This is a genomic window from Marinobacterium aestuariivivens (assembly GCF_042661465.1).
In the GTDB taxonomy this organism is placed as follows: Bacteria; Pseudomonadota; Gammaproteobacteria; order Pseudomonadales; family Balneatricaceae; genus Marinobacterium_A; species Marinobacterium_A aestuariivivens.
Map to the genome: position 1 here is coordinate 2,341,327 of NZ_JBHSWE010000001.1, position 24,042 is coordinate 2,365,368.

At 61.1% G+C, this 24,042-nt stretch carries 17 protein-coding genes, 2 tRNA genes, 3 rRNA genes and 1 pseudogene; 13 read left to right on the forward strand and 10 right to left on the reverse strand.

Going from position 1 to position 24,042, the window contains the following annotated elements; genetic code table 11:
* Window positions 1-7: 7 nt before the first annotated feature.
* Together ACFQDL_RS12145 and ACFQDL_RS12150 are read left to right on the forward strand one after the other, a co-directional pair.
* Window positions 8-1,021 (forward strand): FecCD family ABC transporter permease, encoded by a 1,014-nt coding sequence (locus ACFQDL_RS12145; protein WP_379909238.1) that lies wholly within the window; start codon window positions 8-10, stop codon window positions 1,019-1,021.
* The gene (locus tag ACFQDL_RS12150) at window positions 1,012-1,794 is read left to right on the forward strand and encodes a heme ABC transporter ATP-binding protein (protein WP_379909239.1); all 783 of its coding nucleotides are present in this window, start codon (window positions 1,012-1,014) and stop codon (window positions 1,792-1,794) included. The genes ACFQDL_RS12145 and ACFQDL_RS12150 overlap by 10 nt, the downstream gene beginning before the upstream one ends.
* On the opposite strand, the gene ACFQDL_RS12155 is transcribed toward ACFQDL_RS12150, so the two are convergent.
* Window positions 1,791-2,669 carry a bifunctional aminoglycoside phosphotransferase/ATP-binding protein gene (locus ACFQDL_RS12155; protein WP_379909240.1) on the reverse strand — a complete coding sequence of 293 codons (879 nt, stop codon included), beginning with the start codon at window positions 2,667-2,669 and terminating at the stop codon, window positions 1,791-1,793. The two genes, ACFQDL_RS12150 and ACFQDL_RS12155, sit on opposite strands and share 4 nt — an antisense overlap.
* Before the next feature lie 33 nt (window positions 2,670-2,702).
* On the reverse strand, window positions 2,703-3,290 hold the full coding sequence (locus ACFQDL_RS12160) for a hypothetical protein (protein WP_379909241.1): 588 nt from the start codon (window positions 3,288-3,290) through the stop codon (window positions 2,703-2,705).
* Between the two features lie 144 nt (window positions 3,291-3,434).
* Between ACFQDL_RS12160 and ACFQDL_RS12165 the strand changes: the two genes are divergently transcribed.
* The 3 genes from ACFQDL_RS12165 (at window position 3,435) to ACFQDL_RS12175 (ending at window position 6,381) form a co-directional block, all read left to right on the forward strand.
* Window positions 3,435-4,664, forward strand: coding sequence for a transglycosylase domain-containing protein (locus ACFQDL_RS12165; protein ID WP_379909242.1), 1,230 nt, complete (start codon window positions 3,435-3,437; stop codon window positions 4,662-4,664).
* Window positions 4,655-5,680, forward strand: a complete 1,026-nt coding sequence (locus ACFQDL_RS12170) for a penicillin-binding transpeptidase domain-containing protein (RefSeq protein WP_379909243.1) — start codon at window positions 4,655-4,657, stop codon at window positions 5,678-5,680. Before ACFQDL_RS12165 ends, ACFQDL_RS12170 begins: the two co-directional genes overlap by 10 nt.
* A gap of 533 nt (window positions 5,681-6,213) precedes the next feature.
* Complete coding sequence (locus ACFQDL_RS12175) at window positions 6,214-6,381, forward strand: hypothetical protein (RefSeq protein ID WP_379913044.1); 168 nt, start codon at window positions 6,214-6,216, stop codon at window positions 6,379-6,381.
* Between the two features lie 10 nt (window positions 6,382-6,391).
* Here ACFQDL_RS12175 and ACFQDL_RS12180 read toward each other — a convergent pair whose 3' ends face one another.
* The 5 genes and pseudogenes from ACFQDL_RS12180 to ACFQDL_RS12200 form a co-directional block, all read right to left on the reverse strand.
* The gene (locus ACFQDL_RS12180) at window positions 6,392-6,880 is read right to left on the reverse strand and encodes a CBS domain-containing protein (protein WP_379909244.1); all 489 of its coding nucleotides are present in this window, start codon (window positions 6,878-6,880) and stop codon (window positions 6,392-6,394) included.
* Between the two features lie 163 nt (window positions 6,881-7,043).
* Complete coding sequence (locus ACFQDL_RS12185; RefSeq protein ID WP_379909245.1) at window positions 7,044-7,541, reverse strand: hypothetical protein; 498 nt, start codon at window positions 7,539-7,541, stop codon at window positions 7,044-7,046.
* A gap of 108 nt (window positions 7,542-7,649) precedes the next feature.
* Window positions 7,650-8,928 (reverse strand): annotated as a pseudogene (gene hemL, locus ACFQDL_RS12190) (glutamate-1-semialdehyde 2,1-aminomutase).
* A gap of 25 nt (window positions 8,929-8,953) precedes the next feature.
* Window positions 8,954-9,580 (reverse strand): thiamine phosphate synthase, encoded by a 627-nt coding sequence (gene thiE / locus ACFQDL_RS12195; protein WP_379909246.1) that lies wholly within the window; start codon window positions 9,578-9,580, stop codon window positions 8,954-8,956.
* 37 nt (window positions 9,581-9,617) lie between these two features.
* On the reverse strand, window positions 9,618-11,342 hold the full coding sequence (locus ACFQDL_RS12200; RefSeq protein ID WP_379909248.1) for a chloride channel protein: 1,725 nt from the start codon (window positions 11,340-11,342) through the stop codon (window positions 9,618-9,620).
* Between the two features lie 136 nt (window positions 11,343-11,478).
* On the opposite strand from ACFQDL_RS12200, the gene argC reads away from it, so the two are divergent.
* Together argC and erpA are read left to right on the forward strand one after the other, a co-directional pair.
* Window positions 11,479-12,510 (forward strand): N-acetyl-gamma-glutamyl-phosphate reductase, encoded by a 1,032-nt coding sequence (argC, locus tag ACFQDL_RS12205; protein WP_379909249.1) that lies wholly within the window; start codon window positions 11,479-11,481, stop codon window positions 12,508-12,510.
* A 72-nt stretch (window positions 12,511-12,582) separates the two neighbouring features.
* Window positions 12,583-12,933, forward strand: coding sequence for an iron-sulfur cluster insertion protein ErpA (erpA, locus tag ACFQDL_RS12210; RefSeq protein WP_379909250.1), 351 nt, complete (start codon window positions 12,583-12,585; stop codon window positions 12,931-12,933).
* Between the two features lie 70 nt (window positions 12,934-13,003).
* Here the strand turns inward: erpA and ACFQDL_RS12215 are convergent, their stop codons facing one another.
* Together ACFQDL_RS12215 and ACFQDL_RS12220 are read right to left on the reverse strand one after the other, a co-directional pair.
* The gene (locus tag ACFQDL_RS12215) at window positions 13,004-14,113 is read right to left on the reverse strand and encodes an anhydro-N-acetylmuramic acid kinase (protein ID WP_379909251.1); all 1,110 of its coding nucleotides are present in this window, start codon (window positions 14,111-14,113) and stop codon (window positions 13,004-13,006) included.
* A 4-nt stretch (window positions 14,114-14,117) separates the two neighbouring features.
* Window positions 14,118-15,545: an OapA family protein gene (locus tag ACFQDL_RS12220; protein ID WP_379909252.1), complete on the reverse strand. Its 1,428-nt coding sequence runs from the start codon at window positions 15,543-15,545 to the stop codon at window positions 14,118-14,120.
* 177 nt (window positions 15,546-15,722) lie between these two features.
* Between ACFQDL_RS12220 and tyrS the strand changes: the two genes are divergently transcribed.
* The 6 genes from tyrS to rrf all read left to right on the forward strand — a co-directional run bounded on the left by tyrS (window position 15,723) and on the right by rrf (window position 22,955).
* Window positions 15,723-17,024: a tyrosine--tRNA ligase gene (gene tyrS, locus ACFQDL_RS12225; RefSeq protein WP_379909253.1), complete on the forward strand. Its 1,302-nt coding sequence runs from the start codon at window positions 15,723-15,725 to the stop codon at window positions 17,022-17,024.
* Between the two features lie 552 nt (window positions 17,025-17,576).
* A 16S ribosomal RNA gene (locus tag ACFQDL_RS12230) occupies window positions 17,577-19,117 on the forward strand.
* Between the two features lie 186 nt (window positions 19,118-19,303).
* Window positions 19,304-19,380, forward strand: a tRNA-Ile gene (locus tag ACFQDL_RS12235).
* 94 nt (window positions 19,381-19,474) lie between these two features.
* Window positions 19,475-19,550: transfer RNA gene (locus ACFQDL_RS12240), tRNA-Ala, on the forward strand.
* Between the two features lie 213 nt (window positions 19,551-19,763).
* A 23S ribosomal RNA gene (locus ACFQDL_RS12245) occupies window positions 19,764-22,648 on the forward strand.
* Between the two features lie 191 nt (window positions 22,649-22,839).
* A 5S ribosomal RNA gene (rrf, locus tag ACFQDL_RS12250) occupies window positions 22,840-22,955 on the forward strand.
* The 16S, 23S and 5S rRNA genes sit together here with 2 tRNA genes alongside, the layout of an rRNA operon.
* A gap of 547 nt (window positions 22,956-23,502) precedes the next feature.
* On the opposite strand, the gene ACFQDL_RS12255 is transcribed toward rrf, so the two are convergent.
* Complete coding sequence (locus ACFQDL_RS12255) at window positions 23,503-23,823, reverse strand: hypothetical protein (RefSeq protein WP_379909254.1); 321 nt, start codon at window positions 23,821-23,823, stop codon at window positions 23,503-23,505.
* Window positions 23,824-24,042: the final 219 nt, after the last annotated feature.

The following is a 24,042-nucleotide window of genomic DNA, read 5'->3' on the forward strand; positions in this document are numbered from 1 at the left end:
CTCAATCATGATCCTGTCAGGACGGCTTTCTCCGCATCGTCTGCGCCGGCTGCTATGGCTTCTGCTGCCCCCCGCGATGCTGCTGTCGCTGCTGGTCGGACCCGTGTCACTGTCGCCGGAGATGCTGCTGCAGCCCGGTTCCCGTGACTTTCTGATCCTGTTCGAGCTGCGCCTGCCGCGACTGGTGCTGTCGCTCTTCGCCGGCGCTCTGCTGGCCCTTACCGGTGCCTCCATTCAGGCGCTGTTTCGCAATCCGCTGGCCGACCCCGGTCTGATCGGCATCAGCGCCGGCGCCGCCCTGGCCGCGGTGGCGATACTGGTGTTCGGTGGCCCTTGGCTGCTGGGCGGACCGGGTGCGGTACTGCTGCCGCTGGCGGCCTTCCTCGGCGGCCTGCTGGTAACGGCGCTGGTGGCCCGCATCGCCCGTACGCCCCAGGGAATTTCGGTCACCACCATGCTGCTGGCCGGCATCGCGTTGAACAGTATCGCCGCGGCGGCCATTGGCGTGATGAAATATTTCAGCGACGAGCTTTCGTTGCGGCAGGTCACTTTCTGGTTGCTGGGCAATCTGCACCGCACCGACTGGAACAGCGCTCTGCTGCTGGCACTGCTGGCACTGCCGGTGCTTGTACTGCTGTTGCGCGAGGGCCAGCAGCTCAATCTGCTGCTGCTGGGCGAGCAGCAGGCGCGGCTGCTCGGCGTGGTCACACATCGCCTCCAGCGGCGCCTGGTGCTGCTGGTGGCGCTTGGGGTGGGTGCCGTGGTGTCGCTGGGCGGGCTGATCGGCTTTGTCGGGCTGGTGGTGCCCCACCTGGTGCGGCTGCTGTGCGGGCCTGACAATCGCGAACTGATGCCGCTGTCTGCGTTGCTCGGGGCGCTGTTGCTGACGCTGGCCGATGTGCTGTCGCGGGTACTGGTCAGTCCGGCCGAACTGCCGATCGGGATCGTCACGGCCCTGGTCGGCGGCCCCTTTTTTCTGGTGATGATTCTCTACCGGCAGCGGGGGCGGCTATGGTTCTGAGCGCACGGGAGCTGGGCTGGCACAGCGGCGAACGGCGGATCCTGGATAATATCGATCTGGCACTGGCGCCGGGGGCCGTGACCGTTGTGCTCGGGCCCAACGGCGCCGGCAAGTCGACGCTGCTGCAGTTGCTGTCCGGGCTGCAGCTGCCGACGGTCGGCGAGGTCCGGCTCTGCGGCCGCGCGCTCCAGGGCTGGGGCGAGGCGCAGCGTGCCCGCCGGCTGGCAGTGATGACCCAGGAGCAGCCGCTGGACTTTCCCTTCAGCGTCGAGGAGGTGGTGCGTCTGGGAGCCTGGCCGCTGGCGCTGTCGAAGCCCGAGGAGCAGGCCCATTGCCGCGGCTGGCTGCGGCGTCTGGAGCTGGAGCCGCTGGCGTCACGCAACTATCTTCAGCTGTCCGGGGGTGAGCGTCAGCGGGTGCAGCTTGCCCGGGTCCTGGCCCAGTGCGGCAGCGAGACAAGCGTGCTGCTGATGGACGAACCGGCCAGTGCGATGGACCTGAGACATCAGCACCTCTGTCTGCGGCTGGTACGGGCCCTGGCCAATGCCGGCATGGCGGTGCTGCTGATCCTCCATGATCTGGCGCTGGCCGCGCGCTATGCCGACCGCGTGCTGTTGCTCAAAGCCGGGCGGGTACTGGCGCAGGGGGCGGTGGCCGAGGTGATGACCGCACCCCTGCTGAGTACGCTGTTCGACGTCTCTGTCGAGGTCAGCCGGGAAGCTGAGGTGCCCCGTTTCAGTTCATTCGTCGCGGATGACGCCTTCCCGCTTTAACCGGCCGGTGAGCAGTTCGAGCGCCTCATCGTCATCGGTGTAGACCGGAACGGTATAGCCCAGCTCGTCGTCGTCCAGCGGATGCTGCATTTTTTCTGCTGGCGCATCACGGTGACATCGGCATCGGAGGCATCCATGCCCTTGGCCTGGCGACGTTTCAATCGGGCTTCGATCAGCTTCTGTTCACAATGGCAGCTGATAATACGGAATGGGACCTTGAGCGAAGTGGCCAGCTCTGCATAACTGATCCGGGGCCGCTGGCGGATAAAGGTGGCATCGACCACCACCGTATAGCCGGCGCGCAGCATGTCGCGGGTGGTTTCGAACAGCCGGTGATAGGTACGGATGTTCATCTCCTGGCCGTACATCTCCAGCTTGTCGCCCTTGAGGCTGAGTTCGCGGTAGAGGCGCTTGCGCTCGATATCGGAGCGGATGCGGATCGCATCGATGCGCTCAACCAGCTGGCCGCTGATATAGCTCTTGCCGCTGCCGGACAGGCCGTGCATCAGCAGCAAGGCTGGCTGCGGCTGGCGGGCATAGAGCTGGGCGAGCCTGAGGTAGCGACGGAAGGTGTCGATGTCATTCTGCTCGCCGAGCATCGCCACCTTGGCCCGGACCATGGCCCGGTAGGCCTTGTAAAAATTCAGCAGCTTCAGGGCCTTGTAGTCCCCGGTGAGTTCGAGGTAGCGGTTGAGCAGACGGTGCGCCCAGCGGAACTGGCCGTTGGCCTCCAGGTCCATCAGCAGGAACGCCAGGTCGCAGATGGTGTCGATCCAGCGGAACTGCAGGTTGAACTCGATGCAGTCGAACAGCCGCAGCTCGTCGTTGAACAGGGTGATATTGGCGGTGCAGGTCGCCGTGGCATTCGCAGACATGGCCTTCGGCCTTGCGCCGGCGGATGAAATCGGTCAGGTCGCGGAACTGCTGGGCGGTCTGCTGCGACAGTTTCTGCACCGCGGACCAGTCTTCCGGATCCTGCAGCACGTCGCGCAGGTGCAGGAAGTTGTCCGACACCGTTTCCCAGATGGTCTCGGGCTCGCCCAGGGGCTGTCCGAGGCGACGATCGGCACGGCATTGTGAAAGTGGGCGATCTGCTCGGCCAGGGTGTCGATCCAGGCGGGCTCGAAGCGTTTCTGCTGCAGCAGCAGGTCGAGGCGCAGCCGGGTATCGAACTGGCGCATGCGCACGGCGTACTCGAAGGGCTCGCCCTCGCCGCCGATGCGGGCCTGGGCCGGGGTGCCGGTAATGGGCACCACCTCGAGATAGATATCCGGCGCCAGGCGGCGATTGAGCCGCAGCTCCTCCTCGCAGAAGTGCTGGCGCTTGTCGAGGCTGGTGAAGTCGAGAAAGCCGAAGTCGACCGGCTTCTTCACCTTGTAGGCGTATTCGCCGGTGAGCAGAAGCCAGGAGATGTGCGTCTCGAGAACGCGAATGTCCTGGGTGGCGTGGGGATACGCCGCCGGATCACAAAGTGATTGAATGAATTCAGGAAACATGGAATCCCGGTATCGCGCAATTGGGTAAGGAATTATACTGAGCCGATGACAAAAAAGAGAGCCTCTTCCACAAAACCTTCCCGCCGACGCAAAACAGCCCGCAAGCCTCCCAGGCGTTCATTCCGATCCGCCCTGTTCGGTTTTGTGCTGAAGCTGACGCTGGTGCTGAGCGTTTTTGCTGCCATCGGGCTGGCCTACCTCGACATGCAGGTACGCACCAAGTTCGAGGGCAAGCGCTGGGCGCTGCCGGCCAAGGTCTACGCCCGGCCGCTCGAACTCTATTCGGGGCAGCCGCTGTCGATGGACGACCTCAAGACCGAGCTCGACGGCCTCGGCTACCGCTTTGTCCGCAGTACCGCAGCCCCCGGACAGGCGGAATGGGCCAGTTCGCGCGTGCGGCTCCACACCCGTGGCTTCGTCTTCCCTGACGGATATGAACCGTCGCGTCAGCTGCTGCTCGATTTCCGCGGCAACAGTCTGTCCAGGATCCGTGACGGCGAAGGCCGCAGCCTGCCGCTGGCCAGGCTCGAACCGGTGCTGGTGGGCGGCATCTACCCCCACAGCAACGAAGACCGGGATCTGATCCGGATCTCCGAGGCTCCGCCCTACCTGATCGAGGCGCTGATCGGCATCGAGGATCGCAGCTATTACGATCACTTCGGCATCTCTCTCAAGGGTATCGCCCGCGCCATGTGGGTCAATATCCAGGCCGGGCGTTTCGTCCAGGGCGGCAGCACGCTGACCCAGCAGCTGATCAAGAATTTCTATCTCACCGCCGATCGTACGCTGCTGCGCAAGCTCACCGAAATTCCGATGGCGGTGCTGCTGGAGCTGCATTACGGCAAGGACGAGATACTCGAAGCCTACCTCAACGAGGTCTATCTCGGCCAGTCGGGGGCCCGGGCGGTGCACGGCTTCGGTCTCGCCAGTCAGTACTATTTCGGCCGTCCGATCCAGGAACTGCAGCTGCACCAGGTCGCGTTGCTGGCCGGTCTCGTCAAGGGGCCCTCCTACTACGACCCGCGGCGCCATCCGGAGCGCGCCCGCGAGCGCCGGGACCTGGTGCTGGCGATTCTGGAAGAGCGCGGCATCATCACGCCGGAACAGCTGGCCGAAGCCCGGAGCCGGGATCTCGACGTGGTCAAGACCCGCAGCCTGCACAAGGGCGCCTATCCGGCCTATCTCGACCTGGTCAAGCGTCAGCTGCGTGAGGACTATCGCGACGAGGACCTGAGTTCCGAGGGGTTGCGCGTCTTCACCAGCCTCGACCCCATCGTTCACCGGCGCGCCGAAGCGGCGATGGTCGAGACCACCGCTCAGCTGGAAAAAAGTACGGCAAGAAACTCGAGGGCCTGCAGGGCAGCATGGTGGTGACCGATCCCCAGACCGGCGATGCGCTGGCGCTGATCGGTGGTCGGGACACCCGTTTCCAGGGCTTCAACCGGGCCCTGGATGCGGACCGCTCGATCGGTTCCCTGGTCAAGCCCGCGGTCTATCTGGCGGCACTGGAGCAGGGTTATACGCTGGCCAGCCCGCTCGAGGACGAGCCGATCCGGCTGAAGTTGCCCAACGGCGATGTCTGGGCACCGGACAACTTTGATCATCAGGCCCACGGCCTGGTTCCGCTGCATCAGGCGCTGGCCAAGTCGTACAATCTCGCCACTGCCCAGCTTGGCCTCGAGATCGGCGTCGACAAGGTCGTCGACATGCTGCACCGGCTGGGGATCGAGCGGGATCTCAATGCCTACCCGGCGCTGCTGCTCGGTGGCCAGACGATGTCGCCGGTCGAGGTGGCGAATATCTATCAGACCATTGCCGCCAACGGCTTCCAGACGCCGCTGCGGGCGATCCGCATGGTGACCGATGCCGAGGGGCAGGAGCTGTCCCGCTATCCGTTCCAGGTGCGGCAGACGGTACCGGTGGAGCTGGTGCACCTGATTCAGTACGCGATGCAGGAGGTGGCCCGCGAGGGCACCGCGCGCTATCTCTACAGCCAGTTGCCGGCCGATCTCAATGTCGCCGGCAAGACCGGCACCTCGAACGGTCAGCGCGACAGCTGGTTCGCCGGTTTTACCGGCAACCGTCTGGCGGTGGTCTGGCTGGGGCGGGATGACAACGAGCGGATGCCGATCACCGGCTCCAGCGGGGCGCTTCGGGTCTGGACCGACTTCATGCGGCGCGAGCAGCCACAGCCCTATCTGGCGAGTATGCCGGACGACATCGAGTATGTCTGGATCGATGAGGCCACCGGCCTGCGCTCGGACCAGTACTGCGAAGGCTCGCGCCAGCTGCCCTTCCTGGTCGGCACGGCACCCTTGCAGGCTGTGGATTGCGGCCTGGGAGACCCGGTGAGGGAGTCTGTCGACTGGTTCAGAAGCTGGTTCCGCTAGCGTGCGGTACGTCTGCCGTTGCGTGTTTGCAGTCCGGGCGAACCGATGTCAGAGTGTCCGGCCGATGGGTTCAGTAGCTGCTTCAGATAGGACATGACGATGTATCGATACAGGTATGGTGTGTTGGCGGGTCTGGCATTGCTGGCGGGTTGTGCCGGCCCCGGCGTTTATCAGCCGCCGGTGGAGGAGCGCAGTGCCGCAGCACCCCGCGCGCCCGCAGTGGAGCCGGACACCGGTGTCAGGGTCACGCCGGTTTACGACGAGCCGGTGATCCGGCAGCAGCGCATCGAAGGCGAGCGTGGTCTCTCGGTGCAGCCGCTTTATCCGCAGGACGGTGCCCAGGCGCCGATACCGGCCCCGGAGACGGCCGCGCCGGCGTCCAGCAACCCGGCGGTGGTGGCGCTGCTCGACAGTGCCCGCCAGCAGCAGGGTGCCGGCTCCTGGCCGCGGCCCAGTCGAGCCTCGAGCGGGCGCAGCGCATCGCGCCGCGGGATCCTCAGGTGTACTACCAGCTCGCGGATGTGCAGCGGCAGATGCAGAAATATGCCGAGGCCGAACAGCTGGCACGCAAGGGTATCGCGGTCGCCAGCGGCCAGTCCGGGTCACTGCGCCGCCTTTGGCTGTTGATTGCCAACATCAGAAAAGACGCCGGTGATCTCGATGGCGCCCGCGAGGCCCTGGAGCAGGCTCGGCGTTACTGAACCCTGGCGGTCAGCCTTCGGGCTGCGCCAGGTGCGTCAGAATATCGAGGGTCGACACGACGCCCACCGGAATATCGTCACGGGTCACGAAAATCCGGTGAATCCGGTGGTTGCACATGAGGTTCGCCGTTTCCTGCAGTGAGGCGCCGGCATCCACCGTGATAAGGTGCGGCGTCATGATTTCGCAGGTCAGGTGCTGGGCATGCAGATCACCCCCGACAAGTCCGAGCTGTTCGGCCGTTACGCCTTCCAGTCCTCCGTAGTAGTAGTGGGTCATCGGATTTTCATCGATCGAGTGATCGGACTGACCATCGAACCGCAGGAGGTCGGTGAGGCTGACCACGCCCTTCAGTTCACCACCGTTACCGGTAACGGGCGCGCCGCTAATTTGGTGCTTGTTGAAGAAATCGATCAGCATTTTCAGGGACCAGTGCTCGGATACGGTCAGCACTTGGGCCGACATGATATCGGCGACGCAGGTGGTTTCGAGTGTTTTCATTGTGAGACTTCCTTCGGATTCCGGCTCGGGCGACGACTTCTGCAATCGATACTCAGTCTAGCCTCCCACAGAAGCCGGTCGCTGTCTTTAGCGCCGAAGAGGTACCCCTTTCGCAGGGCCTCAAGCCGAAATGAAAGCGTCGGTGTGGGCCGCAGCGATGGCTTCAGCCACCGCTATCTCCCCGGCGTCTGACGTCAAAGCTCAGAAATAGCAGAAAAGCGCCCAGCGCGGGCCGGTACAGCGCCTCCTGCTCGTAACCGGCCACCAGGGCGGTCGGACCCAGTACCAGCAGGGCTGCGCCGGCCATGACCACGGCAACGAGACCCGTGGCGAACGCCGTCCCCCGGTACCCCTTCAACACACCCGCCAGCAGCGCCAGGCAGATCGCCACTGCCAGCCCCTGACCGTAGAGCTCGCCGATGCCAAAGCGGCGGAAGAGCTCGAACAGGGCGAAGAACCCCAGCAGCCAGCGTCCCCAGGCCGCCCTGGACCAGTCCAGCGCCCAGGCCCGTGCCGGGACTGCCAGCGCGAACAGCGGCAGGCCGGCAAACTGGGCCAGGTTGTCCAGCATCAGTCGCAGGGTCTGCTGGTCGGCGCTGCCGGTGGTCAGCGTCAGTCGGCCAAGGGACGCCAGGGCCACCGACAGTGCACCGAGACTCATCACCAGCAGCGTCGTCGGCGCGGGGTCGGTATCGGCGCGGCGGTACAGCAGCCAGTGCTGCCGAGCGCGCTGCCCAGCAGCGCCAGCTCGGCGATCAGCTCGAACACCTCAGAGGCGGCCGAAGACGCGGTCGGCAGCGGCCAGGGTGGCCTCGATATCCTGCTGGCTGTGGGCGGCCGAGATGAAGCCGGCTTCGAAGGCCGACGGCGCCAGGTAGATGCCTTCCTCGAGCATGCCGTGGAAGAAGCGGCCAAACAGGGCGCTGTCGCAGGCGGTGGCCTGGGCAAAACTGCTGACCTGCGGCTGAGCGGTGAAGAAGAGACCGAACATGCCGCCGACCTGGCTGGTGGTGAATGCCACGCGGTGGCTCAGCGCGACGGCCTCGAGCCCTGGGTCAGCAGTTCCGCTTTTGCCGACAGCTGTTCGTGGAAGCCCGGTGCCGAGATGGCGTTGAGCATGGCCAGGCCCGCGGCCATGGCCAGCGGGTTTCCGGACAGGGTGCCGGCCTGGTAGACGGGGCCCAGTGGTGCGATCTTTTCCATGATCTCGCGCTTGCCGCCGAAGGCGCCGACCGGCAGGCCGCCGCCGATCACCTTGCCGAGGGTGGTCAGGTCCGGCTTGACGCCGTAAAGTGCCTGGGCGCCCCCAGGGCGACGCGAAACCCCGTCATCACCTCGTCGAAGATCAGAACGCTGCCGTACTGGTCGCAGACCTCGCGCAGCCCTTCGAGGAAGCCCGGTACCGGCGGGATGCAGTTCATGTTACCGGCCACAGGCTCGACGATGATGCAGGCGATCTGGTCGCCGATTTCGGCGAAAGCCTGGCGGACATTGTCGATATCGTTGTAGTTCAGGGTGATGGTGTGTTCGGCCAGCGCGGCCGGGACGCCCGGCGAGTTCGGCTCGCCCAGTGTCAGGGCGCCGGAGCCGGCCTTCACCAGCAGCGAGTCGGAGTGACCGTGGTAGCAGCCTTCGAACTTGACGATCTTGTCGCGGCCGGTATAACCGCGGGCCAGGCGGATGGCGCTCATGGTGGCTTCGGTGCCGGAGCTGACCATGCGTACCAGTTCGATCGACGGCATCAGTTCGCAGACCTTGTCGGCCATCTCGATCTCGATCGCTGTGGGGGCGCCGAAACCGGTGCCATGATCCAGCGCCTGGCGAACGGCATCGATCACCAGGGGCGCGTTGTGGCCGAGGATCATCGGGCCCCAGGAGCCGACGTAGTCGATATAGCGATTGTCGTCCTCATCGAACAGGTAGGCGCCCTGGCCGTGCTTGAAGAAAATTGGTGTGCCGCCGACGCCCTTGAAGGCGCGCACCGGGGAATTGACGCCACCGGGGATGTGTTGCTGGGCGGCCTGGAACAGGGCTTCGGAACGGGACATGGGTATCTTTCCTGGCTGGTTGAGGTCAGAACTGTCGACTGAAAAGCTGTGCCTGCCGGCGCACGTCGTCGGCGCCAAAGAGCGCGTGAATTACGGCGATCATGCTGGCGCCGGCCTCAGTCACCTGGCGGGCATTATCCACGCTAACGCCGCCAATCGCCACCATCGGCAGGCCGACTTCGGCCCCGGCCCGGGGCAGTAGAGACAGTGGGGCGGGGCGGGCGCCGGGCTTGGTGCGGGACGGGAAAAATGCGCCGAAGGCGACATAGTCTGCGCCTTCGTCCCGGCCTCTGAGCGCCAGCTCCAGGCTGTCATGGCAGGTGACACCGATAATGGCATCGGGGCCCAGTTCCCGGCGTGCGGCGGCGACCGAACCGTCGCTCTGGCCCAGATGCACACCCTGGGCCTGGCTGGCAACGGCCAGCGCGAGGTCGTCGTTGATCAGCAGCGGTCGCTCGAAGCGGTCACAGAGTTCGCGCAGCAACCGGGCCTGGCGCAGGCGCCTGTCGTGGTCGTCGCTTTTGTCGCGGTACTGCACGATCGCCGCCCCGCCCTCGAGCGCCGCCTCGACCCCGGCGAGCAGTGTCTTGTCGTCGGGCATCAACTGGCTGTCGGTAATGGCATAGAGGCCCTGGAGGCTGTAGGCAGTCATGGTGTCGTTCCTGTTGTGTGGGTCGTTTCGACCCCGGTCAAATCGCCTGCTTGCGCAGATAGTAGGCTTCGAGCTGGGCCCGCGTCAGCAGTCCGATGATGTCGCCGCGATTGCTGCTGACGCAGAGGATATCGGTTTCGCGCTCGCGCATGCAATCGGCCGCTTCCTGCAGGGTGGCGCGGAAGCTGACCATCACGGCATCGCGGCGCTGAGCCGGAATGTCCAGCAGGTTCAGGTGATCCGGCGCGCTTTCCTGTTGTTCGAGCCACAGCAGCAGGTCGGAGCGAGGCAGCAGCGCCCGGGGCTCCGGGTCTGCGAGCAGAATCCACTCCTGTGCCTGTTGCGCCAGATTTTCGGCGTATTCGGGCGTCACCTCGAGGCCGGCTCTGAGAAACTTTCGCTGCATCAGGCTGCCGACGGCGGCGCGGGACAGCACCTGGGCCAGCGGTTCCTGGCGATAATCCAGTCCCTGGGCCTGCAGCAGTGACTGGAAGATCGACGGCAGGCCGAAGAGTGCGCGCACCGTGAGGTTGCTGATCACGATCGCCAGCATGCCCGGCAGGATGATATGGGGATTTCCGGTCAGCTCGAGCAGCGCGATCAGGGCTGCCAGCGGGGCATTCAGTACAGCCCCCATCATCGCGCCCATACCGATCATCGCATAGAGCCCCGAATGGGACAGCTGGTCGCTGATCAGTTGCCCGAGGGAACCGATAAGGGCGCCCGCGACGGCACCGATAAAGAAGGTCGGGCCAATCAGGCCGCCGGGGACGCCGAGGCCCAGCACGACGGGCGTCAGCAGCCATTTGGCCAGCAGCAGCCCGGCGAGCCAGAACAGTTCGTGGTGTCCCAGCAGGCTGTCGCTGACGGTATCGTAGCCGACGCCCATCACCTGGGGCACGACCAGCGCTACGAGACCGGTCAGAATGCCGGCCAGCAGCAGGCGCCAGTAGATCGGGTAACGGCCGAGCTTCAGGGTGAACAGCATGATGCGGTTGAAGCCACCGGCCAGCAGCCCGATCAGCAGCCCCAGCAGCATCACCATCGGAATTTCACTCAGTCCGCCGATACTGAGCGCAGGCACGCTCAGCAGTGGTTCGGCGCCGAGGCTGGCGCGGATCACCAGATCGGCGGTCACGGCCGCGACAATGATGGGGGTGAAGCCGAGTACCGTATATTCCAACAGCACCACCTCCATCGCGAAGACGACGCCGGCCAGTGGGGTGTTGAAGGCGGCGGAGATGCCGGCGGCCGTGCCGCAACCGACCAGCAGGCGCATCGAATTGTTGGGCAGCCGCAGCCACTGGCCGATCAGGCTGGCGCCTCCTGCGCCCAGATGAATGGCCGGGCCCTCGCGGCCGACCGAATGGCCGCTGAGCAGTGCTATGGACGCTGCGCCGAACTGGGCCAGCAGATTGGCCGCGGGCAGATTGCCCTGGTGATAACGCAGGCGTTCGAGAACGTGGACGACCCCGACCTTGCGCCGCTCCGGCGTCAGCCGCCAAATCAACAGGATCAGCAGCAGGCTGCCGGCAACGGGCAGCAGTACCCGCACCATGTCGGGAAGCGCCTCGAAATTCTCGGGGTTGTGACCGGGCAGGTACAGGCTCAGCGGGATTTCGACGACGAGCCTGAATGCCATGACAATCAGCCCGGCCATGGCACCCGACAGGACGCCGAGAATCAACAGCTGTGGCAGGGAGTCGATATGGGACAGGCGGTCGCGAAAATGCTCCAGCGACAGGAGGTCCTTGCGAATCAATGGGCAGATGTCCGGATAGTTTTTAGGGCTGGCGCTTTGTATCATTAAGGAGTCGGCGGACAGGTGTCAACTTGTTGTCCGGCCCCCAGGGCCTGAACAGGCTCTTAACGCTTTTCGACTCTGATGAGAGGTTGATGTGATCAAGGTAGGTATCGTGGGCGGCACCGGCTATACCGGTGTGGAGCTGTTGCGGATTCTGGCGAATCATCCGGACGTCAAGGTCGACGTCATCACCTCGCGATCCGAAGAGGGCATCCGTGTGGCGGACATGTTCCCGAACCTGCGGGGTCACTTCGACCTGGCCTTCACGGTACCGGACGTCGACCGGCTGGCAACCTGCGATGCCGTCTTCTTCGCCACCCCGCACGGCGTGGCGATGAGCATGGCGCCGGAGCTGGTGGAGCGCGGGGTCAAGGTGATCGACCTCGGCGCCGATTTCCGCATCAAGGACCTGGAGCTGTGGTCGCGCTGGTATGGCATGGAGCATACGGCACCGGCGCTGGCGGCCGAGGCGGTCTATGGCCTGCCGGAAGTGAACCGCGAGCAGATCCGCAGTGCGCGCATGATCGCCTGTCCCGGTTGCTACCCGACCGCGGTGCAGCTGGGCTATCTGCCGCTGGTCGAGAACGGCCTGATCGACCACCGTCGCCTGATCGCCGACTGCAAGTCCGGTGTCAGCGGTGCCGGTCGCGGCGCCAGTGTCGGAACCCTGCTGTGCGAAACCAGCGAGAGCTTCAAGGCCTACGGCGCGGCGGGCCACCGCCACCTGCCGGAGATCAAGCAGGGGTTGAGTGCGGCGGCCGGTCGTCCGGTAGGCCTGACCTTCGTGCCGCACCTGACGCCGATGATCCGCGGTATCCATGCCACCCTGTACGGTGTGCTGAAGGATCCGACGGATGGCCTGCAGGCGCTGTTCGAGGAGCGCTACGCCGACGAGCCCTTCGTCGATGTCATGCCGGCCGGCAGCCACCCGGAGACCCGCAGCGTCAAGGGCGCCAACTATTGCCGTATCAGCATCTTCCGTCCGCAGGACGACGATACAGTGGTGGTGCTCTCGGTCATCGACAATCTGGTCAAGGGCGCGGCCGGTCAGGCGGTGCAGAACCTGAACATCCTGTTCGGCCTGGATGAGCGGGCCGGCCTCAACCTGGTCGGATTGATGCCCTGATGACGTCAATACTTGACTAAATTGGTTGGGTAAGAAAGAATAGCGCCCAGTTTGATGTGAGTGGGAGTGGGTATGACTGAGTCCTTTGAGCAGAATCCTCCGATGGTCTTTACCGATGCGGCGGCTGCAAAGGTGAAAAGCCTGCTGGAGGAAGAGGCAAACGACAACCTCAAGCTCCGGGTCTATATCACCGGAGGGGGCTGTGCCGGTTTCTCCTACGGGTTTACGTTCGACGAGGCGGTGGCCGAAGACGACACGGCCATCGACAACAATGGCGTAACGCTGCTGGTGGACTCCATGAGCTTCCAGTATCTGGCGGGCGCCGAAGTGGATTACCGGGAGGGATTGCAGGGGTCGCAGTTCGTGATCAACAACCCCAATGCCGCCACCACCTGTGGTTGCGGCTCCTCCTTCTCGATCTGATCGACCGGCGGGCAGACCATTCGGGCTGCCCGCTTGCCTCGCCATACTCCCTGAACATGTACCTGTTCCGTCACGGCTGATAGATGGCGCCGAGAATGCGCTCGCCTGCAGCACCTGTTACCGGCGGGATATTGCCACCGAGTCCCTGCAGCGTCCTGGCCGCCAGCCAGGCAAAGGCGCAGGCTTCCACCCAGTCGGGATCCAGTCCCAGCTCGGCCGTTGTACCCAGCCCATAAGGTTTCAACAGGGTTTCGAGGCGCGCCTTCAGGCAAACGTTATGACTGCCGCCACCACAGAGATAAACCTCGCCGGATTCACCCAGTACCGCCCGGATCTCCCGGCAGAGTGTCAGGGCTGTCAGCTCCAGCAGTGTGGTCTGGATGTTTTCGGGAGATTCGGCTTCGGCCCCGGCGGCGGCGATACAGCCGTTCAGCCAGTCGAAATTGAACTGTTCCCGCCCCGTGCTCTTCGGCGGCCGGGCCGAGAAAAAGGGCAGGTCCAGCAGCTTTTCCAGTAGTGCCGGCAGGACGCTGCCTGACGCGGCCCAGGCGCCGTCCCGGTCGTAGTTCAGATCGAGGTGGTGCCTGATCCAGCCGTCGAGCAGTACGTTGCCAGGCCCCGTGTCATGCCCCGAGACCGGCCGGGTCCTATCCCGGGGCAGCAGGGTGATGTTCGCCATGCCGCCCAGGTTTGCGATGACGCGGTCGATCCCGTCATCGCGAAAAAGAGCGTTGTGGAAAGCCGGCACCAGCGGTGCGCCCTGGCCGCCGGCCGCCATGTCGCGGCGCCGGAAGTCGGCGACGACGGGGAGGCCGGTGCGCTCGGCGATCAGGTTGGGATCGCCAATCTGCAGGCTGAAGCGGGCTTCAGGGCGGTGTCGTACGGTCTGGCCGTGGCTGCCGATGGCCCGGATCGACGTGCGGTCCAGCCGCTGCTGCTCGATGAGCTGGTTGGCCGCCCGGGCGAATAGTTCGGCAAGCGCAAGATCGAGGCGGCCCAGGCGCTCGATTTCGTCGGCGCCCGGGTGCATCAGTGCGAGTGTTCGCTGCCGCAGATCGGCGGGAAAGGCTTCGCTGTGACTGGCCAGCAGCTGCGCTCGCTGGCCATCGTATTCGACCGCGACCGCATCGACACTGTCGAGACTGGTGCCCGACATCAGGCCGATATAGATCGGGGGCATGGCGTTATTCGGCTCTGGCGAGCTGGGTGCCGGAGTAGGATTCGAGCTGCGCCAGCAGGGTCTGGGCAACGGAGGCGAAGGCCTGGCGCTCCGCTTTCGGCAGCGGATCCGCATGGGGCAGCTTCACCGTCACGGGGTTCTTGTGTACGCCGTTGACGCGGAACTCGTAATGCAGGTGGGGGCCTGTCACCATGCCGCTTTTGCCGACGTAGCCGATCAACTGACCCTGCTTGACCCGGCTGCCAACGGACAGGCCCTTCTTGAAGCGCGACATATGGGCGTAAAGGGTGGTGATATTCTGGCCGTGCTGCAGGATGATGACGTTGCCATAGCCGCCCTTGACGCCACGGAAGATGATCTTGCCATCGCCGGCGGCCTTGATCGGAGTGCCGGTGCCGGCAGCATAGTCGACGCCCTTGTGGGCACGGATCCTGTTGAGCACCGGGTGCTTGCGGTTCGGATTGAACGGCGAGCTGATGCGGGCAAAGTCGACCGGCGTGCGCAGGAACGCCTTGCGCATGCTGTTGCCTTCCGGGGTGTAGTAGTTGGTGTTGCCCTTGGAGTCGGTGTAGCGCAGCGCCTGGAATGCATGCCCCTGGTTGACGAACTCGGCCGCCACGATATTGCCGGTGCCGATTTTCTCGCCGTCCAGCAGCTTTTCCTCGTAAATGACGCGGAAGCTGTCGCCCTTGCGCATATCCAGGGCAAAGTCGATGTCCCAGCCGAAGATCGCCGCCAGCTCCATGATGGTATTGTTCGGCAGCCCGGCGCGGGCGCCGTCGAGGAAGAGGGAGTTCTCGATCGTGCCCTGGGCGAACTGGTGCTGGATCTTGGCTTCGCGCTCGACCGTCTTGGTACGATAGGTATCGCCCTGCTGTTCGATCAGCACCTGCTTGAGTGGGCTGATGAGATGCTTGAGCTTCTTCAGTTCGCCCCCTTCGATCAGGAAGGACAGGGTCTCTCCGGGGTAGAGGCGCTTGAGGGCGTCGCTGTCCCTGGTCGCCTGGCTGACAACATGGACGTCCCGGGCCGAGAGGCCGGCGCGCTTGAACAGGGTGCTCAGGTTGTCGCCGCTGGTCACCTTGTAGTCGACCCAGTTGGCGACGGGCTCGGCCGGTGGTGCCTTGGCTTCTGCGGTCTCCGGTTCTTCATCGGCGGCGTCGCTTACAGCCGGCTGCTCGAGAAGTGCCTGTTCGGCGTCCGTGACCAGGCCTGATTCGTTTTCGGCCTCGAGGTCGAGGTCGAGGTCGAGCGCCACTGTCTGCTGTTGCAGCGACGAGAGATTCTCGCCCCGGGTAGCGGATACCTTCTCGGAGGGGACCAGCATCAGCGTGACCCCGACAATGACGATACAGATGGATGCGGCGACCAGATGGACGGTCGGCAGGCGATGACCGATTACCTTGATGATGTTCAACACTATGCTACCCATGAATAGATGACCTGTGCGCTTGCCTATTTAACCGCAAACCGCGGGGGTTGGCAAAATAGAATATCGGCGGTAAGGGAAAAACCTTGACAGTCATCCGCCAGGTTTGTTCCTGACCCTGCACGGCGGTAGAATACGCCTCCTTTAGTCAATAGCCGTTTCCAAGGGTATTTGAAAGCAATGAGCGACATGACACTGTTACAGGATCTCAAGGCCCGCGGGTTGATCGCACAGATGACCAGCGAGGAAGAACTTGAACAACATCTGGCAGACAGCAGTGTCACCCTCTATTGCGGCTTCGACCCGACCGCCGACAGCCTGCATCTTGGGCATCTGGTTCCACTGCTGATGCTCAAGCGTTTTCAGGAATACGGTCACCGCCCGATCGCCCTGGTCGGCGGTGCCACGGGCATGATCGGTGATCCCAGCTTCAAGGACCAGGAGCGCTCGCTGAACTCCTCCGAAGTGGTCCAGCAGTGGAGCGACTGCCTCAAGGCCCAGATCAGCCGCTTTATCGATTTCGGTGACCAGAGTGGTGGCGCCATTCTGGCCAACAATTTCGACTGGACGGCCAGTGTCGACGTGCTGTCTTTCCTGCGCGATATCGGCAAGCACTTCACCGTCAACAAGATGATCGCCAAGGAGTCGGTACGTCAGCGCATCGAGCGTGAAGGCTCCGGCATCTCCTTTACCGAATTCACCTACCAGATTCTGCAGTCCTACGACTACCAGTACCTGAACAAAGAATATGGATGCACGCTGCAGATCGGCGGCTCCGACCAGTGGGGCAATATCACCGGGGGGATCGACCTCACCCGTCGTGTCAACGGTACCCATGTGCACGGGCTGACGCTGCCGCTGATCACCAAGGCCGACGGTACCAAATTCGGCAAGACCGAAGGCGGCGCGGTATGGCTCGACGAAAAGAAGACATCACCCTATGCCTTTTACCAGTTCTGGCTGCAGACGCCGGATGCCGACGTCTACCGGTTCCTGAAGTTTTTCACCTTCCTGCCGGTGGCCGAGATCGACGAACTCGAAAAGGCGGACGCCACGCGCGAGGGGCGGCCCGAAGCGCAGGCGGTGCTGGCGCGGGAAGTGACTCGACTGGTGCACGGTGACAAGGGAGTCGAGGCGGCGCAACGCATTACCGAGGCACTGTTCTCCGGTGACCTGTCGACCCTCGATGAGGGCGATTATGCGCAGCTGAGCCTCGATGGTCTGCCGTCCTCCGGACTGGTGTCGGCGGAACTGGCCGAGAAACCTCTGACGACCCTGCTGTCCGAAGTCGGTATGGCGGCCTCGGGCAAGCAGATCAAGGATGCACTGCAGCGCAATGCCGTTATCGTGAACGGCGACACCTTCGGCTTCGATGACAATATGAATGCGCCGGGCGTATTTGCGACCGAGCGAGCGCTGTTCGGCAAGTATTTCCTGGTCAAGCTTGGCAAGAAGAAGCATCACCTTTTCGTCGTCGCTTGATTTAGTGGGGTGAACGTCGGTTGGGTAGAGCGCCGAAGACGCGACACCCAGCATACAACAGGGCCGGTAGCGGTCTATCACAAGCGTCCGGTTATTCGTTTCGTCGGCTGTAATAAAAAAATGCCGAAAGGCTGTTGACTCTCCCGCTGGGGTCTGTAGAATTCGCCTCCTCGCTTGGGGAGACAGCCGGAAACGGTCATCGAAACAGGCGGCGGGGTCGGAAATAAGTGGTTGATTTTCAATGAAAATTAACGATAATGACCGGCCTCTGAAGCAACTCCGATTCACAGTCGCCACGGCGACGAAAGTTGAAAAAAAGAGTTGACTTCGAAACCGGGTGCGCTAGAATATGCGCCCACTTGAGACGAAAGGCCAGTTCATCGGTCGCTTCTCGAGACGCTCTTTAACAGATTGATCAGGTAATTCGTGTGGGCGCTTGTCGGGATAGGGCAAACAAAAGCTTTATCAAGATAAGCAACCTTACATGTGAATTCATTTAAAGTTGTTTTAACTTGAGTCAGATTTAGAAGTGTTTCGGCATTTCGAAAATTTAAACTGAAGAGTTTGATCATGGCTCAGATTGAACGCTGGCGGCAGGCCTAACACATGCAAGTCGAGCGGTAGCACAGAGAGCTTGCTCTCGGGTGACGAGCGGCGGACGGGTGAGTAACGCGTAGGAATCTACCGAGTAGTGGGGGATAGCCCGGGGAAACCCGGATTAATACCGCATACGCCCTAAGGGGGAAAGTGGGGGATCTTTGGACCTCACGCTATTTGATGAGCCTGCGTAGGATTAGCTAGTTGGTAGGGTAAAGGCCTACCAAGGCGACGATCCTTAACTGGTCTGAGAGGATGACCAGTCACACTGGGACTGAGACACGGCCCAGACTCCTACGGGAGGCAGCAGTGGGGAATATTGGACAATGGGGGCAACCCTGATCCAGCCATGCCGCGTGTGTGAAGAAGGCCTTCGGGTTGTAAAGCACTTTCAGTGGTGAGGAAAGGTGTGTGGTTAATACCCGCATACTGTGACGTTAGCCACAGAAGAAGCACCGGCTAACTCCGTGCCAGCAGCCGCGGTAATACGGAGGGTGCGAGCGTTAATCGGAATAACTGGGCGTAAAGCGCGCGTAGGTGGTTGAGTCAGTCAGATGTGAAAGCCCCGGGCTTAACCTGGGAACTGCACCTGATACTGCTTGACTAGAGTACGGTAGAGGGCAGTGGAATTTCCTGTGTAGCGGTGAAATGCGTAGATATAGGAAGGAACACCAGTGGCGAAGGCGACTGCCTGGACTGATACTGACACTGAGGTGCGAAAGCGTGGGTAGCAAACAGGATTAGATACCCTGGTAGTCCACGCCGTAAACGATGTCGACTAGCTGTTGGGAGACTTGATCTTTTAGTAGCGAAGTTAACGCGATAAGTCGACCGCCTGGGGAGTACGGCCGCAAGGTTAAAACTCAAATGAATTGACGGGGGCCCGCACAAGCGGTGGAGCATGTGGTTTAATTCGAAGCAACGCGAAGAACCTTACCTACTCTTGACATCCAGAGAACTTGCCAGAGATGGCTTGGTGCCTTCGGGAACTCTGAGACAGGTGCTGCATGGCTGTCGTCAGCTCGTGTTGTGAAATGTTGGGTTAAGTCCCGTAACGAGCGCAACCCTTGTCCCTATTTGCCAGCACGTAATGGTGGGAACTCTAGGGAGACTGCCGGTGACAAACCGGAGGAAGGTGGGGACGACGTCAAGTCATCATGGCCCTTACGAGTAGGGCTACACACGTGCTACAATGGCCGGTACAGAGGGTCGCGATCCTGCGAAGGGGAGCCAATCTCAGAAAACCGGTCGTAGTCCGGATTGGAGTCTGCAACTCGACTCCATGAAGTCGGAATCGCTAGTAATCGCGAATCAGCATGTCGCGGTGAATACGTTCCCGGGCCTTGTACACACCGCCCGTCACACCATGGGAGTGGACTTCACCAGAAGTAGGTAGCTTAACCGCAAGGGGAGCGCTTACCACGGTGGGGTTCATGACTGGGGTGAAGTCGTAACAAGGTAGCCGTAGGGGAACCTGCGGCTGGATCACCTCCTTAAACGACCTTGTCCGTCCCGGCACAGCGTTCACACGAATTACCTGATCGACGTTAGAGAAGAGCAAAAGCTTGGCTGAATAGCTCAAGCTTGAAGAAAAGCTGGTAGCTCAGTTGGTTAGAGCGCACCCCCTGCCTTCAAGGTAAAGAGCGGGTGAGGTCGACCAACGTGTCTACGAAGCTGAATGTAGGCTTGTAGCTCAGTTGGTTAGAGCGCACCCCTGATAAGGGTGAGGTCGGTGGTTCAAATCCACTCAGGCCTACCAAATTTCCGTGATACGGCGTTATGGCAACACTCGCATAGCAGGCTATGCGTCGCGTTCCCATGCCTTGTCTCACGAAAATTGCGCGTTAATCGTTGGGGCTATAGCTCAGCTGGGAGAGCGCCTGCTTTGCACGCAGGAGGTCTGCGGTTCGATCCCGCATAGCTCCACCATTTAGAAGAAAGTTGTAAGTAATAAGTTTACAGTCAACAGTTTGTAGCTTGTAACTGTAACCTGTGAACTCATCACTTAAAGCTTTCAGCTTTATCGCTCTTTAACAATATGGATTCGAATTCAATTCGAGATAAGTCTTGTACTGAGTACAAGCGCCAATGGCGAAAAATCTTATCGTACTCTCGTCCTTGACAGACGCCTTCGGGTTATATGGTCAAGTGACGAAGCGTGCACGGTGGATGCCTTGGCAGTCAGAGGCGATGAAAGACGTGGTAGCCTGCGAAAAGCTTCGGGGAGGTGGCAAACAACCTTTGATCCGGAGATCTCTGAATGGGGAAACCCACCCGCTTTGCGGGTATTCCTTTCCTGAATACATAGGGATTGGAAGGCGAACCCGGGGAACTGAAACATCTAAGTACCCGGAGGAAAAGAAATCAATTGAGATTCCCTTAGTAGCGGCGAGCGAACGGGGACTAGCCCTTAAGCTCGGTTGTTGTTAGCAGAACGCTCTGGAAAGTGCGGCCATAGTGGGTGAAAGCCCCGTATGCGAAAGCGGCAATTGAGTGAAATCGAGTAGGACGGGACACGTGTTATCCTGTCTGAACATGGGGGGACCATCCTCCAAGGCTAAATACTCCTGACTGACCGATAGTGAACCAGTACCGTGAGGGAAAGGCGAAAAGAACCCCTGTGAGGGGAGTGAAATAGACCCTGAAACCGTGTACGTACAAGCAGTGGGAGCAGGCTTCGGTCTGTGACTGCGTACCTTTTGTATAATGGGTCAGCGACTTAATTTCAGTAGCAAGGTTAACCGTCTAGGGGAGCCGTAGGGAAACCGAGTCTTAATAGGGCGTTTAGTTGCTGGGATTAGACCCGAAACCGGGCGATCTATCCATGGGCAGGTTGAAGGTTGAGTAACATCAACTGGAGGACCGAACCGACTACCGTTGAAAAGTTAGCGGATGACCTGTGGATCGGAGTGAAAGGCTAATCAAGCTCGGAGATAGCTGGTTCTCCTCGAAAGCTATTTAGGTAGCGCCTCATGTCTCACCACCGGGGGTAGAGCACTGTTTCGGCTAGGGGGTCATCCCGACTTACCAACCCGATGCAAACTCCGAATACCGGTGAGTGCAATCATGGGAGACACACGGCGGGTGCTAACGTCCGTCGTGAAAAGGGCAACAACCCAGACCGCCAGCTAAGGTCCCAAAGTTATCGCTAAGTGGGAAACGATGTGGGAAGGCTCAGACAGCTAGGAGGTTGGCTTAGAAGCAGCCACCCTTTAAAGAAAGCGTAATAGCTCACTAGTCGAGTCGGCCTGCGCGGAAGATATAACGGGGCTAAGCGATACACCGAAGCTGCGGATGCCACTTGTGGCATGGTAGAGGAGCGTTCTGTAAGCCGTTGAAGGGGAAGCTGTGAGGCACCCTGGAGGTATCAGAAGTGCGAATGCTGACATGAGTAACGATAATGGAGGTGAAAAACCTCCACGCCGGAAGACCAAGGGTTCCTATCCAACGCTATTCGAGGTAGGGTGAGTCGGCCCCTAAGGCGAGGCAGAAATGCGTAGTCGATGGGAAGCGGGTTAATATTCCTGCACCGGCTGTAACTGCGACGGGGGGACGGAGAAGGCTAGGCCAGCGCGGCGTTGGTTGTCCGCGTTTAAGGATGTAGGTTGAGGAGTTAGGCAAATCCGGCTCCTTAAGACTGAGATCTGATGACGAGGTCCCATGTGGACCGAAGTGGTTGATGCCAAGCTTCCAGGAAAAGCCTCTAAGCTTCAGGTTACAGCTGACCGTACCCAAAACCGACACAGGTGGTCAGGTAGAGAATACCAAGGCGCTTGAGAGAACTCGGGTGAAGGAACTAGGCAAAATGGTGCCGTAACTTCGGGAGAAGGCACGCTCCTGACGGTGACCCCCTGCGGGGTGAGCGGTTGGGAGTCGAAGATACCAGGTGGCTGCGACTGTTTATTAAAAACACAGCACTCTGCAAACACGAAAGTGGACGTATAGGGTGTGACGCCTGCCCGGTGCCGGAAGGTTAATTGATGGGGTTAGCGCAAGCGAAGCTCTTGATCGAAGCCCCGGTAAACGGCGGCCGTAACTATAACGGTCCTAAGGTAGCGAAATTCCTTGTCGGGTAAGTTCCGACCTGCACGAATGGCGTAACGATGGCCACACTGTCTCCACCCGAGACTCAGTGAAATTGAAATAGCTGTTAAGATGCAGTTTACCCGCGGCTAGACGGAAAGACCCCGTGAACCTTTACTATAGCTTCACAGTGGACTTTGACATTACTTGTGTAGGATAGCTGGGAGGCTTTGAAGCGTGGACGCCAGTCTGCGTGGAGCCGACCTTGAAATACCAGCCTGGTACTGTTGAGGTTCTAACTCTGGACCGTGATCCGGTTCGAGGACATTGTGTGGTGGGTAGTTTGACTGGGGCGGTCTCCTCCCAAAGCGTAACGGAGGAGCACGAAGGTACCCTCAGCATGGTCGGAAATCATGCAATGAGCGCAAGAGTAAAAGGGTGCTTGACTGCGACACAGACACGTGGAGCAGGTACGAAAGTAGGTTCTAGTGATCCGGTGGTTCTGTATGGAAGGGCCATCGCTCAACGGATAAAAGGTACTCCGGGGATAACAGGCTGATACCGCCCAAGAGTTCACATCGACGGCGGTGTTTGGCACCTCGATGTCGGCTCATCACATCCTGGGGCTGAAGCCGGTCCCAAGGGTATGGCTGTTCGCCATTTAAAGTGGTACGCGAGCTGGGTTTAGAACGTCGTGAGACAGTTCGGTCCCTATCTGCCGTGGGCGTTTGAGATTTGAGAAGAGTTGCTCCTAGTACGAGAGGACCGGAGTGAACGAACCTCTGGTGTTCCGGTTGTGATGCCAATCGCATTGCCGGGTAGCTACGTTCGGACGGGATAACCGCTGAAAGCATCTAAGCGGGAAGCCCCCTTCAAGATAAGATCTCACCGGGACCTTGAGTCCCCTAAAGGGCCGTTCGAGACCAGGACGTTGATAGGCTGGGTGTGTAAGCGTTGCGAGGCGTTGAGCTAACCAGTACTAATTGCCCGTGAGGCTTGACCATATAACGCCCAAGGCGTTTGGGGTCGGGAGTTCAGGTGAAGAGCCTGAGATAAGATTTGAGCATTGGCTGAAGCTTGTGCACAGACAGGACAGGCGCGAGAAAGCGCTGAAAAATCCGAATTGAAGACTGGGGATATACCGGCCAATCACAGGTTATCCACAGGCAAAAGAATCCATATTGTGCCAGTTTTGCTTGGCGACCATAGCGAGGTGGAACCACCTGATCCCATCCCGAACTCAGTAGTGAAACGCCTTAGCGCCGATGGTAGTGTGGGGTCTCCCCATGTGAGAGTAGGTCATCGCCAAGCATCTAATTAAACAAAAGCGCCCCGGCCTCTGGTCGGGGCGTTTTTGTTTTATATGCTCTGACCTGCTCTCACATGGGGCATGTGAACAGCGCCGCTTGCGGCCGCCTTACCATGTGATAGTAGGGTCAAAACGGGACTTGTCGAAGCACAGCTTCGAGCCGTTTTGACGACCGCGGCGTGCATCGCCCGCAGCATGGCTCGCGCGTGCGCGAGGCGCCAAGCATCCCGTCAGGATATTCCGGCTTCAGGCCGAAGCGCCAGTATCAGACCCTGCCCAGGCATCTCGTCGCCCGAAACCATTCGCTGCGGGGCGCAGCTCCTACGCCGTTTTGACGGCTGCGGCGTGCATCGTCCGCAGCATGGCTCGCGCGTGCGCAAGCCATGCTTTCCGTCCGGTTGCCAGGGACTGGTTCGTTGCGCCAACCACTGGCGGGATCGGGCAATTCGCTGCAGGTCGCCGACAATTGAGGGAGCGACTTCAGTCGCGAATAACGCTGTCGGCACCCTCCGCTGTTCACGGCTAGGACCGTTCCCACAGCTGCAAAGCCTACTTGTGATCCCTGAACTCGGTAAAATGGTACTCCGTGCTGAATGGCACGATATTCGACGAGAGGCCACTCCGGCCGTCATCGGAATAGGCCACGAAGTCTCCCAGGCAACCGACACTGTAGCGGCCTGGTGTGACCATTACCGTCCCGCGAGCGACGCCCTTGTCGGGGTCTATGTGGCCCGCGATCGATAACTCTGTCCCTTTACCTGGATGCCTGTCTCCGTTTGCCGAAAGGGTGACACGCTGGTAGAAACGACCGCTGTCGTCAAGTTGGGCGCTGATACTGTAGCCGGTATCCTGTCCCAGTTCGGCCTCCATCTGCCCTTGCCTGACGTCAAGCCTGATCCGGTCCTGGTAGGTGTCGCAGACGATGGCCTTGTAGAAGCTTCGAGAGCTGCCAAGCGGTCTTAGGCGATATCTCGATTCGAGAGGCCCTGTCCAGTTGCCGTCGTACCGGCTGCTATCGCTGGTCAGGGGGGCGAATCAGGAGAAAGAAGATAGCTGTTACCACAGCCGGAAAGCAGGAGCGTCGAGAGC